Genomic DNA, 14082 nt, shown 5'->3' on the forward strand with positions numbered 1-14082 from the left:
CAGCAGAACGATAACCCTGACCTTGTCAGGGTTATTTGCATGTCTGACGAGTGCTCCGGCAACGGCGTAATTATTTATTTCTATGCATGCTGCGGTTATGGTATAATACATAGTTAGTTGTGCAAAAGTTTGGGTAGGGAGTGAGCAGCTTGGCTCTGATAGTAATGAAATTCGGCGGAAGCTCGGTTGGAGACGCCGAGCGGATGAAGCGGGTGGCCGGACGGGTCATCGAACGCCATCGCGAAGGACATCAGTGTGTCGTCGTTGTTTCGGCAATGGGCGATACGACGGATGAGTTGATTGATCTGACGAAGCAGATCGGCGCCGAGACGCCTCCGGCGCGGGAAATGGATATGCTGCTGTCCACAGGGGAGCAAGTATCCGTGGCGCTGCTGGCCATGACCATACATACGCTCGGCGAAACAGCCGTCTCGTTTACTGGCTGGCAGGCGGGCATTTACACCGAAGAGGTTCACGGCAAGGCGAGAATATCCGATATCCAGCCGGCGCGTGTGCGTCAGGCGCTGGATGAGCGCAAAATCGTCATCGTTGCCGGCTTCCAGGGGATGACGGAGGCAGGCGAGATTACGACGCTGGGCCGGGGCGGCTCCGATACGACTGCCGTCGCGCTGGCGGGTGCGATTCAGGCTGATGTATGCGAAATTTTTACGGACGTGGACGGCGTGTATTCGACAGACCCGCGGATCGTCAAATGCGCGCGCAAGCTGAACGAAATCACATATGACGAGATGCTTGAGCTTGCGAACCTCGGCGCTGCGGTGCTTCATCCGCGTGCGGTTGAGTATGCGAAAAACTACAAGGTGCAGCTGGTCGTCAGATCCAGCTTCAATCATAATGAAGGCACGAACGTGAAGGAGGAAGCAGCGATGGAGCAAGGAATCGTAGTTCGCGGGATCGCCTACGACAAAAACGTAGCGCGCATCAGTATTTTGGGTGTGGAGGAGAAGCCTGGCCAACTGGCGAAGGTGTTTACCGCGCTGGCCAAGGAGCAAATCGACGTCGATATCATCGTGCAAAGCGGTGTGACGCATGTATCTGCGGACTTTTCGTTTACGGTCTCGCTGGATGATCTGGACAAAGCGCTGCAAACGCTCGAAGCGATCCGCGCAACGGTCGGTTATCGTGAAATTACGTCGGAGAACAACCTGGTCAAAGTGTCCATCGTCGGCGCAGGCATGGTCAGCACGCCGGGAGTTGCGGCTAAAATGTTCGAAACGATTTCCGATCTCGGCATCAGCATCCTGATGGTTAGCACATCTGAAATCAAAACCTCCTGCGTTATCGAAAACGAAGGACGCCTGAACGAGGTTGTCCAGGCGCTGCATACGGCTTATGGCTTGGATACGGATTCGACCGTGTTCGTCGGCGGCCCCGCAGACCGTCGCTAGACGGCGGCCGGGCGCAGGCGGCCTGTCGTTATGGCAGCCGGTCCGACCAGAACGTAAACAATTTCAACAGAAATGCGGTAATCCCGGCGGCCATCAACGGTCCGACCGGGATTCCTTTTAGGAAAATAATACCGAAAATCGAGCCGATCACCAGACCCACAACCATTTGCGGGTCTATTTTTAATAGTTCCAGCCCTTTGCCGTTCATATACGTGGCAAGCGCTCCGCCGAGCAGCGCGAGAATACCCGGCCAGGACGTAAAAATCGTCGTCACATCCTTGAACGTTATTTTTTCACTGGCAAACGGGACAAGCACGCCCATCGTCAAAAACAGCAGCCCCAGCTCCAGTCCTCTCCGTTCAATCATCGGCAAAAAACGTTCCAGATTGATCAGCTTCACAATGAGCAGCACGCAGGCCGCCGTCGTAATAATCGGTGAACGTCCGATCAGACCGATTACGATCAGCGCAACCAGCAATAATTCTCCGTTCATATGCCACGCCCCTTGTCCCGGTTCGTTTTCTTCTCCAGTGTATGAGAACCGAGGGGAAATAGAACAAGCTAGAGGGGGAGCGGCGCCGTGGGCTCCAGCCGCCCGTTGCGGACTATGGGCGTCAGCTCCAGTACGTTGACCTGCGCGCAATAGACGACATCCTCGTGAAATCCGATCCGGCTGAGACGTTTGCCTCCGACGCAGGACAGCAGCGTGTTCTCCAGCTTGCCCTGGGTATGACGATAAGCGTGCAGCATAGCCAGCCCGAAATCATCGACGGTCAGCGGGGTGCTTTCTCCGGCGGAGCCGCCTCGAGGCAGTCCGTCCGCATGCAGCTTCAGCAGCTCTTCGACCAGCAGCCCCGCGCATAACCCGTCCTCCAGGCAAAAGACGTCCTGCGTACCCGCGCACAGCAGCACGACATCGTCGGCCAGCTCGGCCGCCGTCCGGGCACAGGCCTGCGCATTCAGCAGGCTGCCGATGATAATGTGCCGGGCTTTGGCCGATTTTTGAATCGCCCGTGTGCCGTTGGTGGTCGTGAGCAGCAATGTTTTGCCTTCGACCCGTTCGCGTGTGTATTCAAGCGGCGAATTGCCGAGGTCAAAGCCGGGAATTTTTTTGCAAAACCGCTCGCCGCCCAGCAGCTCGCCCGACTGGTGCAGGTTTTTCGCCTGATTGACCGTTTCTATCGGAATAATGTGCAGGCAGCCGGCGTCAAACGCCTTCAAAATTGTGGAGGTCGCGCGAAGGACATCAATGACGATAACGGTTTTATGCTGCAAGTCCTCGGATCGCGCTTCATTCACACTGGAAATCACCTGGATGTTCATGCCGGGCTTTGCCTCCCTTCGCCGCGTTAGGTGCTCTAGATTTGATAAAACCATACGGGGCCTGCAGCTGCGGCCTCCCGGATGTTAACCGGTACGTGATACGTGTCGGCCGCCGTTTGCTCCTGCCGCTCCATGGTCAGCGTATCGGAGCGAAGTCCGCGCCGCAGCGCTTCCAGACTGATCACGTCCACCGGCGAAACGTTGCCCAGGTGGATGCCGCTCCCCAACCGCTTGAGCAGATGCACCTGCTGCTCCTTGTGCGGAGCCTCCCACAGCAGAACGTCCGGGCGGGAAACTTGCACCAGCACCAGCTCCAGCTCGTCGTCCTTGCAGCCTCCATGCTCGTCGTAGATGCCGACGCCTTTGCCGGATTCCCGGCCCTCGATCGTCACCAGCTTGGCGCCAAGCTCCACGTCGCGCGCGACCGTCTCGATCAGCTCCTCCAGCTCGATGCTGGAGCCCCAGCCCTTCTTGCCGTACTCCGTAATGACCGTCAGCCCGGAGTCCACTCCCCTGCGGATCAGCTCGCTGCGCAGCTGGCGCGGCAGCTCAATCGTACCGTCCGAAATTTCGATGCCGTCGAAGCCCAGATAAGCAAGCATATCCATATAGTGATCGACGCTGTCCTGCACGATGGCTACCTCCAGAAACGTCCCCCCCGGATAGACGAGCACGTCATGCGACTTTGCCAGCTCGATTTTGTGACGAAGCAGCGTTGTGTCGTACAGGGGAGAGGTGCCGAAGCCGATCTTCAGCATATCCATATGGCGGCCTGCGGTTTGCAGCAGGTCCTGCAGGGCGTGAAGTCCAAGCCCTTTGTCGATGACCATCGTTTTGCCGGTCGTGCGCGGTTTTCCGCTTCGCTGCCCCGTCGGGTCGTCCAGCCGTGGATGCCATTGCAGCGGTGTTGAAACCTCCATTACGTATCGCCTCGCTGTATACAGATTGGTTGCCTGGAATTCTGAGTCATCATATGCAAGCGCGGATGGGGATGTGCCCGGATCGCTGAATTGCCCGGAGTTGTCCAGCGGGCGCTTGCCTTCATGCCTAAATACAGACGAGCCCGCATAACGTGATAAGGAGAATGGGAAACGAGAGGAGATATGACATGCTGTCGCTGATTCATAAGGTGGTGCTCGGCATGGCGGCGCTTCGCCTGCTGTCCGGCTGCATTGAAATTTTGGCCGCGCTGCTGATGCTTCGCTTCAATCAGATTGAGAAGGCGCTGCTCGTCAACACCGGGCTGGCGCTGGTCGGACCGCTCATTTTACTCGCGACAACGACGCTGGGGCTCGTCGGCATGGCCGATAAGCTGTCCTGGGGAAAGCTCGTCTGGGTGCTGGCCGGTGTCAGCTGTCTGTTTATCGGAATCTTGAAAAAGTAGAGGACCAATTCCTTGTCATAGTTTCGGATAAGCGGGCATACACATGATTGTACAAGATGGACAGCTTGCCCGCAGGCTGCCGCTGAATTCGTCCAGGCGTGGGGAGGATGACAGGTGATGCAGTCGCTCTTCGATTATTTCACGGCTCCGTTGAAGCCGATACTAGCAGCTCTAGCAGCCGGGCTCAGCCAGCCGCTGCAAGAAATTCGCATCCGGGAGGGACGCCCGCTGGAGGCGTCCTGGGGAAGCGGCTACGGCTTTATTTCCCCGCAGGGCGCGTGGTGTCTGACTCCGGAGCAGGCTTACCGGCCGACAAGGCAAGATTGCGCCGCACTGCTGGAGCTGCTTACCCAGCATTCGATGTATACGTTCGAGGAGGAGTTGAGGCGCGGCTTTTTGACGGTACAGGGCGGGCATCGGGTCGGCCTCGCCGGGCGGACGGTTGTCGAGCAGGGCAAGGTGAAGCAGATCAAGGAAGTGAGCGGCTTTAATATCCGGATCGCGAGGGAATGGAAGCAGGCAGGTGAGGCTGTCATCCCTTACCTGATTGATCCGCAGCAGGGGCATGTGTACCGGACGCTGATCATCTCGCCGCCGCAGCTCGGCAAGACGACGCTGATTCGCGATCTGGCCCGCCTGCTGAGCGGGGGAGAGACCGGCGAAGCTGTGGCGGTAGCCGCGTTGTCCGAGCAGGCCGATGCCTCCGGTTTCGTTCATAAAGGTGGAGCCGGCAGCAGCGCGGGCAACGGCAATGGCCGTCATTTGGCCGTCAATCGTCGTCTGGACAGCGGCGCCGCCCATGAACTTGGAGCCGGCTACCGTGTTGGCGTCGGCATCCGGCGTCCGCTTCGCCGGGCGTACAAGGTCGGCATTGTGGACGAGCGCTCGGAAATTGCCGCTTCCGTCCGCGGCGTGCCCGGCTTCGACGTTGGACCGCGCACCGATGTGCTGGACGGCTGTCCGAAGGCGGAGGGGATGATGATGCTGATTCGCTCGATGTCTCCGGAGGTGCTGATCGCCGATGAGATCGGACGGGCCGAGGATGCGGCCGCGCTGCATGAGGCGCTGCATGCGGGTATCAGCGTCATTGTCACCGCCCACGGCCGGGATGTGGACGATGTCAGACGCCGCCCGATTTTGCGGGAGCTGCTGCAGGAGCAGGTGTTCGAGCGGTTCGTGGTGCTGTCGCCGCAGCGGCCGGCCGCTGGAGCTGAAGCAGGAGGAGAACGGGGCGCTGGACCCGCGACCTCCACGGGCGGTCCCGCGATCGCTGTCTATGATGCAGTCGGCCGCAGGCTGGACGGGCGGCTCGCGATGCAGGGAGGGGAGCGGCGATGAGCAGCCTGCTTGAACGGCGCTTTGGCAGCCGACGAGGGACGCCGCCATGATCAAGCTGCTGGGGGCGGGTATGATTTTGCTGGCGGGTACGCTGCTGGGGTTTTATCAGGCGGCGCAGCTTGCGAAGCGGCCCCGGCAGATCGGCGATGCCGTCCGGCTGCTGCAGCGGTTGGAGACGGAAATCGTCTACGGCTTGACGCCGCTTCCGGCGGCGCTGCGGTCCACAGGCCAAGCGTGCGCAACCGAGGTCGGAAGCTTGTTTCTGCGCACGGCCGACGAGCTGCAGCGCTCGGAGGGCAGGCCGGTGCATCTGGTCTGGCAGGAGACGGCGGCTTCGCTCTGGCGCGACTTGTCGCTCAAGCAGGGCGAGAAGGAGGTGCTGCTGCAATTCGGAGCCACGCTTGGACTGACGGACCGGGAGGATCAGGTCAAGCATGTGCGGCTGGCGATCAGCCAGCTCCAGGGGGAGGAAGCAGAGGCGAAGGTCGAGCAGCAGCGGTATGAACGCATGTGGAAAAGTCTCGGCCTGCTGCTGGGAGCACTGGTCGTAGTGCTGCTGTACTAGCCGGTCTGTCCGGCTCACAGGGTTCTAAGGATGGGGTGCCTTGCATGAATGTGGATGTGAATACGATCTTTCAGATCGCCGGAATCGGAATAATTATCGCCATGATGCATACGGTGCTGAAGCAGATGGGCAAGGAGGACATGGCTCACTGGGTAACGCTGATCGGCTTTGTCGTGGTGCTGTTTATGGTGGTGCGGCTGCTGGACGGATTGTTCCAGGAAATCAAAACGATCTTTCTTTTTCAATAGATGATGCAAGGTGAAGCGGCATCTGTAAAAGCTCCGTGAAGGAGCGCTAGTTCAGGCGTCAGGGCGGTGCGGCCGATGGAAATCATTCAGGTAGTCGGGCTGGGGCTGATTACGACGGTGCTGGTTTTGATAATCAAGGAGCAGAAGCCGATGTTTGCTTTTCTGCTGACAACCTTTACCGGCATTGTCATCTTCCTGTTTCTGATCGGTAAAATTTCAGCCGTCATCCAGGTGCTGGAGGATTTGGCCGCCAAGGCTGACATTAATCTCATTTTTCTCAAGACGATTTTGAAAATTATCGGGATCGCCTATATTGCTGAATTCGGCGCCCAGATCGTACGGGACGCGGGGCAGGAGTCGGTGGCCTCCAAAATTGAGCTGGCAGGCAAGGTGCTCATTATGGTCATGGCTATTCCGATCGTGTCCGTCATTATCGAGACGGTGATCAAGCTGCTGCCTGCGTAAAGCGCGCCAAGGCAGCGCCTCAGCCACCGACCGCCAACCGCCAACCGGCGATCGTCCGATCGCGATAACAGCCGTAAGCTGAACCAGGAGATGAAGTCGATGTTCCGCCTCAAATTCAGCAACCTAAGCAAGGGCAAGCCGGGCGCTCGTCACGGGCTAAGTACCAACTGCAAACGGCGAGCTGATCACGAGCCAGGCCCCAGCTGTAAACGGCGAGCTCGTCGCGAGCCGAACAGGCTGCGCGCCGCATGTCCGTCGGCATACGGGAACGGATTGCCGCTGCTGCCCCGGCATACCGGTTTTGCCTATTGGCCGGGGCAGCAGCGCTGGCTGATCGCGGCTCTGCTGCTGGCGGTGCTGGCGTTTGGCGGCGATGCCGCGCTGCTCTGCACCGGCGGGTCCGGCTGCGGCGCGGCGGTACAGGCTGCCGTCCCGGCGGAGGAGCTGGTGCGCCAGCAGGCCCAGCAGCTTCCGCTTGATCAGGTGGAGCAGTTCTGGAGCGGCCTGATGAAGCAGTACGGCGGCTATTTTCCGGACAGCAAAGCGCCGACCTTCATGGATTTGCTGCTGGGGGCGAAGGATTTCAGCATCGGCAGCTTGTTCAGCGGGCTGTTCAAATATTTTTTCCACGAGCTGCTGTATAACGGCAAGCTGCTGGTGTCGATTGTGGTGCTGACGATTTTCAGCATGCTTCTGGAGACGCTGCAAAGCTCCTTCGAGAAAGCGGCTGTCAGTAAGATCGCGTATGCGATTTCGTTTCTGGTGCTGATGATTATTGCGGTCAACAGCTTCAATGTCGCCATCACCTATGCGAAAGCGGCGATTACGGACATGATTCATTTTATGATCGCCGTTGTGCCGCTGCTGCTGACGCTGCTTGCTTCGATGGGCAATGCGGTGTCCGTAACGGTGCTGCACCCGCTGATCGTATTTATGGTGCATGCGGTCGGAACCGCGATCCATCTCGTCATTTTCCCGCTGCTGTTTTTCTCGGCGATCCTGCATATCGTGAGCGGCTTGTCGGGCACCTACAAGGTGACGCAGCTCGCCAATCTGCTCCGCAAAATAAGTCTGGCGTGTCTCGGCGTTTTTATTACGGTGTTTCTCGGCGTCATTTCGGTCCAGGGGGCAACCGGCGCGGTTGCGGACGGCGTGACGATCCGCACGGCCAAATATATCGCAGGCAACTTCGTTCCGGTTGTCGGGAGATTGTTCTCGGACGCCTCGGAAACGGTCATCGGCGCCTCCCTGCTGGTGAAAAATGCGGTCGGATTGGCCGGTGTTGTCGTTATTTTGCTGCTGTGCGCGTTTCCGGCGCTGAAAATTATGGCGTTAGCCTTCATATATAATCTTTCGGCGGCCGTCATGCAGCCGCTCGGCGACAATCCGATGATTGCTTGCCTGGAGACGATCGGCAAAAGCCTGATCTACGTATTTGCCGCGCTGGCGGTCGTCGGTCTGATGTTTTTCCTGGCGATCACGATTCTGATTGCGGCGGGCAACGTCTCGGTGATGATGCGGTAGCGGCTGGGCCAGGAGGGATGCGCTGTGGAGTTTTTGAGCCAATGGCTAAAATCAATCGTGCTCGTCATTCTGCTCGCGACCTTCGTCGACCTGCTGCTGCCGAACCGGTCGATGCAGCGCTACGTCAAGACGGTGGTCAGCCTGTTCCTGCTGCTGACGCTGCTGCAGCCGCTGTTGACGCTGCTCCGCTCAGGCTCCGCTATCGAGGACCGGCTGACGGCCGCGCTGCTGCAGCCTGCTGCAGTGAAGGCTGGCGGCGGCATGGAATCGCTGGAGGTTATTCGCCAGCGCGGCCAGACGCTGCAGGCAAGGCAGCAGGAGGCCGCTCGCCGGCTTGTGGAGCAGCGGGCCGCTGAGCTGATGAAGCTTCGGATTGAGCAGGAGGCTCTGGTCAGCGTGCGCAGCATCCGCGTGGAGACAGAGTCGGATCCACAGGGTCAGGCTGTTATCCGTAAAGTTTCGCTGCTGATCGAGCCTGCCCCTGTGGCGCCAGCGACGCCGCATGCTTTGCCCGAAGCGAGACCGCCTACAGCGATGGAAGCGATGAAGCCCATTGAGCCAATTCGGGCGGTCGACCCGCCTATCGAGATCCGGATCGGGGGCACGGCGCGGGAGAATAATCGACGCGCGGCTGCGGACACAGCGGAAAAGCCTGATCCTGCCATGCTGCAAAGGAAGACGCAAATTATCCGCTTGCTGGAGCAGCGCTGGGAGCTGCGCGGAGAGCAAATTGAAGTCACGCTTGAATCTGCTGCGGGGAGGTGAGGAGATGGAGGACTCTACGAAAAAAAAAGGCTGGCTCGCATGGCTGGGCGGCGGTCCGGGAGGGCCCAAGCGGATTCAGACGGTGCGCTGGCTGCTGCTGCTCGGCTTGGCTGGAGCCGCCTGCATGATCCTAAATTCCTTCCTCACGGTGAAAGATATTGATCCGGCCGGCTCGGGCCGCGCCTCCCCGGAGGAAACAAGCAAAGCCGTGTTCGGCAGCGCGAGCAAGGAGCAGACGAGCTTTCGTGAATACGAGGAGGCTTACCAGACAAAGCTGCGCGAGATGCTGACCCAGATTGTCGGCGTCGGCGAGGTGGAGGTGCTGGTGACGATCGAATCAACGGAGGAAATACAAGCTGAACGGAATACGAAGGAAACCCAGCAGGTGACCAATGAGAAGGATCAGCAGGGAGCTACCCGGCATATGACCGATGTGAGCCGCAGCGGCGAGGTTGTCGTGTATGAGGCCGGGGGGAGCGGCAAGCAGCCGCTGATCGTCAAGACGATAAAGCCGAAAATCCGGGGGGTACTTGTCGTCGCCAAAGGCGCGGATAACCTGACCGTCAAAAAGATGATGATTGAAGCGGTGGAGCGGGGGCTGGATGTGCCGGCTCACCGGATTTCCGTCCTGCCCCGCAAGCAATAGCCCGAAGCATGAGCTGATCCTAAGAAGCATGAATTGATCCTAAGGAGGAATATGTGATGAATTCCAAAAAACAAACGATTTGGCTGGTGTCGATGCTGAGCCTGATGGTTGTGCTGTCCGCTTACTATTTGTTTACAGAAGACGTGAAGGAGCTGGATGTTGCGACCTCCGCCAGCGGTGTTCAGACCCAGCAGATTGTGGTCAACGGCGGTCAGCTGGATGCAGGCAGCCCGTCCGGCGCCGACGCCAAAGCCGTATCCGGCAAGGTGACTGAAGCGAAACCTAGCGTCCAAACTGCCGATCCAAAGGCCGCTGACCCGAAGGCCGCCGATCCGAAAACAGCTGAGCCGAAGGCGAGCAGCATCCAAAGCGGCGCGACTTCTTCCGGAGCAGCTAAATCGGATGCGCCTGCTCAGGCCGGGAAAAACGACGGGCTGGCAGCTCAGCCGGTGTCCAAGACGGAAAAAACCGACTCGGCTGAAAACGCCAAGGTGCTGCAAAATATCCAGACGTCAGCTAAAGCGACATCCGGAGCGGATTTCTTCATTAACTTGCAGCTGAAGCGCAATGAGGAGCTGGCGAAGCAGGTGGAAGGACTGATGGCGATTGCCACCGATCCCAAGAAAACGAAAGAAGAAGCAGCTAAAGCCCAGGAGGAGATTGGCAAGCTGCAGGATACGCAGGATAAAGTAGCCAGTCTGGAGGAAAGCCTGGTCAAGGACTTCCCGCAAGCCGTGGTGACCCAGGATGCGTCCAAATGGAAGGTCACGGTGCAGGCGACGAAGCTGGAGCGCAGCCAGGCTGTGACGATTGTCGATAAAGCGATCCAGGAGCTGGGCATTAATCCCGATCAGATCAAGGTTGAAATGAAGCCATAATGGCGCCGCCGAGGCCGGTCCGGTCGACAGCTTACTGCCAGAGCGCAGCGAGCAAGAGATCGTACAGCAATGGAATCTGTGGATGGAAGCGCCGGGGGTTGAGCCTGTATACATGCAAAACCCATCTACCGGCACTCCACATGTTGCTGGGATTGTGAATGATGCATATCTGAACCGAGCGTTGAATGCAGCTAATTTCTATCGCTTCCTGACTGGCTTGCCAAGCGACTTGGTGCTTGATCCCGCGCTGAACCGCCAAGCGCAGCATGGCGCCGTGCTGGTGTCGACGGCCGATTACCTGACACATTTTCCTCCGCAGCCTGTGGGCATGACGAAAGAGTTCTTCGATCTGGGCGCCAAGTCGCCCTCCAGCTCCAACCTGTTTGCCGCCTACGGCTTCAAAGGAAGCCTGGTCCGTGCAATTGAATCCGGACGTGTTCGCGCAACCGTCGAATGCTGCAGTACAGGTTCGCGTCACTCGCGCATCGGACGGCAAGTCGTGGACATTGAGATCGCGTAATCAGCTTACTTATTTACTTGAAGTTGGGGGCAATTCAGACGTAACGTACTATATCGAATAGATCCGGACGGCGCAGCGGGCTTTCCACTGCCGACGGATCAACGGTTCCGCCAAGCGGACAAACTAAAAAACAAGGGGCTGTCCAGAAAGTCAGTATAGACTACTGGACCCCCGTTTTTCATTGAATGTTAAAGCTACTCGATTCCGTTCGTGATGACGTGTCGGCATTTTTTTTCAATAAACAACAAAATTCGTCGTAAATCCAAGGGGCTATTTGGGATAATTGTACGATTTTTCAATTTCCTTGTATGTACTACAATGTAGGAGGAACAGTCAGTTCAATGCCTGGCTCATCATTTTTTGAAAGCGGTTTCTAGGGGAGCGGGGCGTGCTGACATGCAGCTTGGTTCCGGCATAAGCTTTACAGCTCAACTACTTAACTATATGTGACGAGGTGATCGGTGATGAAAATGATGAACAGAAAGCTATCCTCCTTGTTGCTGGCTGCGGTGGTCGCACTAACAGCGGCGTTACCCGCTTCGGCTTCTGTAGAGACGCTCACAGTCAATGGCATCCATCCTGGCTACGATCAAATTTATGTAGAAGGCACCGTCGCCAAAATTAAGGTGATCAACGACGCGGAATCGTTTCCGCCGTGGAGCATTCCGGCTCCGCTTGGGTACGGGCTTTGGGACTATTCAGGCAATCTGATTGTGGAAGGTGTAGTCTATCCTCAGCAGCTGCTGTATGTCAATCCGCAATGGCAGTCCGAGTTCAGCGGAGAGTTTGCAATTACCGATCCGATTTCAGAGGGCAAGTTTGATTTCAGAATTTGGTGCGAAGGCGCTTCAGCCGTTTGCCAAGGCAGCGCTACGATTGAAATCGTACAATAAATCTTGAGCGGATAACCAAAGCTGCTCCTAGCAAGGATTCTCTCCCGCCCAGGCAGAGAATCCTTTTTTAGATTAGCAGGCGCGAGCCGCTGCTCTTGTCGCCGGCATGCCCCGCTGCACAGCGTTTGCAAGAAACTCTTCCCTTCAAACTGGATTATGATATAATAACAACGTCAGAAAGCCCAAAGGAGTGTGTTTCCTGTGTTTAAGCTGAGTGAAATCAAAGAATTGGTCAAGCTGGTGGACCAAAGCTCTTTGCAAGAACTGGAGATTGAAAGCGAAGGCACGCGCCTATTGATCCGTAAACCGACTAAAACCGAGCAGGTCATTGTCGCCGCCGCTCCGGCAGCGCCTCAATATGCGCCTGTCCACACATCCAGTCTGGCCCCAGCGGCCGCCGTACAGGCTCCGCCGGTCCAAGCGCCTTCTGCTGCTGCCGCCGAGGCAGCGCCTGATGCAGGTCTACATACAATTGTTTCGCCGATGGTCGGCACCTTCTACGCTGCTCCGTCGCCGGGCGCAGCCGCGTTTGTTTCGAAGGGCAGCAGCGTCAAGGAAAAAACGGTCGTCTGCATCATCGAAGCGATGAAGCTGATGAATGAAATTGAAGCCGAAGTCAAGGGCGAGATCGTCCAGGTGCTGGCGGAGAACGGACAACTCATCGAATACGGGCAGCCGTTGTTCCTGGTGAAGCCGGAGTAAGTGGGAGGAGAAGCCTGTTGAAGTTTCAGAAAATATTAATCGCCAACCGCGGTGAAATTGCGGTTCGGATCATTCGCGCCTGCCGGGAGATGGGCATCGCTTCGGTTGCCGTTTATTCCGAGGCGGACCGCGACTCGCTGCATGTTCGTCTGGCGGATGAGGCCTATTGCATCGGTCCGACGCTGTCCAAGGACAGCTACCTGAATTACACGAATCTGATGAGTGTCGCCACCTTGACCGAGACGGATGCGATTCATCCGGGCTACGGGTTTTTGGCGGAAAATGCCGACTTCGCGGAAATTTGCGAAAGCTGCAATGTAACCTTCATCGGCCCTTCGCCGGAAGCGATCAGCAAGATGGGCGATAAAGCGGTCGCCAAGCAAACGATGAAGGAAGCCGGCGTGCCGGTTATTCCCGGCTCCGAGGGTCTGGTTGAAGATATGGAAGAAGCGATCCGTCTCGGACGCGAGATCGGTTATCCGCTTATTATCAAGGCGACGGCCGGCGGCGGCGGCAAGGGCATCCGGATTGCCGAGGACGAGGAAATGCTTGTTCAGCAAATTACGACCGCCCAGCAGGAGGCGCAGAAGGCGTTCGGCAATGCGGGCGTGTACCTGGAGAAATATTTGACAGGGATGAAGCATGTGGAAATTCAGGTGCTGGCGGACAAGCATGGCAATGCCGTGCATCTGGGCGAGCGTGATTGCTCGGTGCAGCGCCGCAGACAGAAGCTGGTCGAGGAAGCGCCGTGTCCGGTGCTGACGCCGGACATCCGTGAGCAGATGGGGGCGGCGGCGGTGCGCGCGGCGAAAGCCGTTAACTATTCGGGAGCGGGTACGCTGGAGTTTTTGCTCGGCCAGGACGGCCATTTTTATTTCATGGAGATGAATACAAGGATTCAGGTGGAGCATCCCGTTACCGAGATGATTACCGGAGTCGATCTTATACAGGAAATGATCCGCGTGGCCGAAGGCGAGCCGCTTTCGTTTGCCCAGGAGGACGTCGTCATCAACGGCTGGGCGATCGAGTGCCGCATTAACGCCGAGGACCCGGACCGCAACTTTATGCCGTCGGCCGGACAGATCAAGTTTTATTTGCCGCCGGGCGGCTTCGGAGTGCGGGTGGATAGCGCCGCTTATCCCGGCTACACCATCTCGCCGCATTACGACTCGATGATCGCCAAGCTGATCGTCTGGGGGCATGACCGCGAGGATGCGGTGCAGCGGATGAAGCGGGCCTTGGCCGAATTTGCGGTCGAAGGCATTCATACGACGATTCCGTTCCACCTCAAGCTGCTGGAGCACAAGCGGTTTTTATCCGGTGACTTTGACATCAAGTTTCTGGAGGAGCATGACGTCAACGATCCGAATTCGTAGGTGCTTGAGTGAGTGGGCAGTTCGTTGTCATATTTTTGTGCAAATG

At 57.7% G+C, this 14082-nt stretch carries 17 protein-coding genes; 14 read left to right on the plus strand and 3 right to left on the minus strand.

The window, feature by feature from the left end:
* Positions 1 to 149 precede the first annotated feature (149 nt).
* Positions 150 to 1409 (plus strand): aspartate kinase, encoded by a 1260-nt coding sequence (locus AC6ROY_RS07850; RefSeq protein WP_500099656.1) that lies wholly within the window; start codon positions 150 to 152, stop codon positions 1407 to 1409.
* Positions 1410 to 1437: 28 nt separating this feature from the next.
* On the opposite strand, the gene AC6ROY_RS07855 is transcribed toward AC6ROY_RS07850, so the two are convergent.
* From AC6ROY_RS07855 to comA, 3 genes are all read right to left on the minus strand, one after another.
* Positions 1438 to 1902, minus strand: coding sequence for a DUF441 domain-containing protein (locus AC6ROY_RS07855; protein WP_500099657.1), 465 nt, complete (start codon positions 1900 to 1902; stop codon positions 1438 to 1440).
* Between the two features lie 68 nt (positions 1903 to 1970).
* The gene (locus tag AC6ROY_RS07860; RefSeq protein WP_500099658.1) at positions 1971 to 2732 is read right to left on the minus strand and encodes a 2-phosphosulfolactate phosphatase; all 762 of its coding nucleotides are present in this window, start codon (positions 2730 to 2732) and stop codon (positions 1971 to 1973) included.
* 35 nt (positions 2733 to 2767) lie between these two features.
* Positions 2768 to 3652 (minus strand): phosphosulfolactate synthase, encoded by an 885-nt coding sequence (comA, locus tag AC6ROY_RS07865; protein ID WP_500099659.1) that lies wholly within the window; start codon positions 3650 to 3652, stop codon positions 2768 to 2770.
* 188 nt (positions 3653 to 3840) lie between these two features.
* Between comA and AC6ROY_RS07870 the strand changes: the two genes are divergently transcribed.
* The 13 genes from AC6ROY_RS07870 (at position 3841) to accC (ending at position 14036) form a co-directional block, all read left to right on the plus strand.
* A complete protein-coding gene (locus AC6ROY_RS07870) occupies positions 3841 to 4116 on the plus strand; it encodes a YqhV family protein (RefSeq protein WP_500099660.1) in 276 nt (91 codons plus the stop codon).
* Positions 4117 to 4230: 114 nt separating this feature from the next.
* On the plus strand, positions 4231 to 5454 hold the full coding sequence (locus tag AC6ROY_RS07875; protein WP_500099661.1) for an AAA ATPase domain-containing protein: 1224 nt from the start codon (positions 4231 to 4233) through the stop codon (positions 5452 to 5454).
* A gap of 46 nt (positions 5455 to 5500) precedes the next feature.
* On the plus strand, positions 5501 to 6019 hold the full coding sequence (gene spoIIIAB / locus AC6ROY_RS07880) for a stage III sporulation protein SpoIIIAB (protein ID WP_500099662.1): 519 nt from the start codon (positions 5501 to 5503) through the stop codon (positions 6017 to 6019).
* Positions 6020 to 6063: 44 nt separating this feature from the next.
* Positions 6064 to 6267 (plus strand): stage III sporulation protein AC, encoded by a 204-nt coding sequence (spoIIIAC, locus tag AC6ROY_RS07885; protein ID WP_500099663.1) that lies wholly within the window; start codon positions 6064 to 6066, stop codon positions 6265 to 6267.
* Between the two features lie 75 nt (positions 6268 to 6342).
* Complete coding sequence (gene spoIIIAD / locus AC6ROY_RS07890) at positions 6343 to 6732, plus strand: stage III sporulation protein AD (protein ID WP_500099664.1); 390 nt, start codon at positions 6343 to 6345, stop codon at positions 6730 to 6732.
* A 99-nt stretch (positions 6733 to 6831) separates the two neighbouring features.
* Positions 6832 to 8256 carry a stage III sporulation protein AE gene (spoIIIAE, locus tag AC6ROY_RS07895; protein WP_500099665.1) on the plus strand — a complete coding sequence of 475 codons (1425 nt, stop codon included), beginning with the start codon at positions 6832 to 6834 and terminating at the stop codon, positions 8254 to 8256.
* A 24-nt stretch (positions 8257 to 8280) separates the two neighbouring features.
* Positions 8281 to 9021 carry a stage III sporulation protein AF gene (spoIIIAF, locus tag AC6ROY_RS07900; RefSeq protein ID WP_500099666.1) on the plus strand — a complete coding sequence of 247 codons (741 nt, stop codon included), beginning with the start codon at positions 8281 to 8283 and terminating at the stop codon, positions 9019 to 9021.
* Positions 9022 to 9025: 4 nt separating this feature from the next.
* Entirely contained in the window at positions 9026 to 9667 is a 642-nt protein-coding gene (gene spoIIIAG, locus AC6ROY_RS07905) for a stage III sporulation protein AG (protein WP_500099667.1), read from the plus strand.
* Positions 9668 to 9723: 56 nt separating this feature from the next.
* Complete coding sequence (locus AC6ROY_RS07910; RefSeq protein ID WP_500099669.1) at positions 9724 to 10545, plus strand: SpoIIIAH-like family protein; 822 nt, start codon at positions 9724 to 9726, stop codon at positions 10543 to 10545.
* Positions 10546 to 10699: 154 nt separating this feature from the next.
* Positions 10700 to 11065, plus strand: coding sequence for a CAP domain-containing protein (locus AC6ROY_RS07915; protein WP_500099670.1), 366 nt, complete (start codon positions 10700 to 10702; stop codon positions 11063 to 11065).
* A 464-nt stretch (positions 11066 to 11529) separates the two neighbouring features.
* On the plus strand, positions 11530 to 11958 hold the full coding sequence (locus tag AC6ROY_RS07920; protein ID WP_500099672.1) for a hypothetical protein: 429 nt from the start codon (positions 11530 to 11532) through the stop codon (positions 11956 to 11958).
* A gap of 201 nt (positions 11959 to 12159) precedes the next feature.
* Positions 12160 to 12660, plus strand: a complete 501-nt coding sequence (accB, locus tag AC6ROY_RS07925; RefSeq protein ID WP_500099673.1) for an acetyl-CoA carboxylase biotin carboxyl carrier protein — start codon at positions 12160 to 12162, stop codon at positions 12658 to 12660.
* A 17-nt stretch (positions 12661 to 12677) separates the two neighbouring features.
* On the plus strand, positions 12678 to 14036 hold the full coding sequence (gene accC / locus AC6ROY_RS07930) for an acetyl-CoA carboxylase biotin carboxylase subunit (RefSeq protein WP_500099674.1): 1359 nt from the start codon (positions 12678 to 12680) through the stop codon (positions 14034 to 14036).
* Positions 14037 to 14082 lie beyond the last annotated feature (46 nt).

The organism is Paenibacillus sp. sg306046 (genome assembly GCF_059821225.1).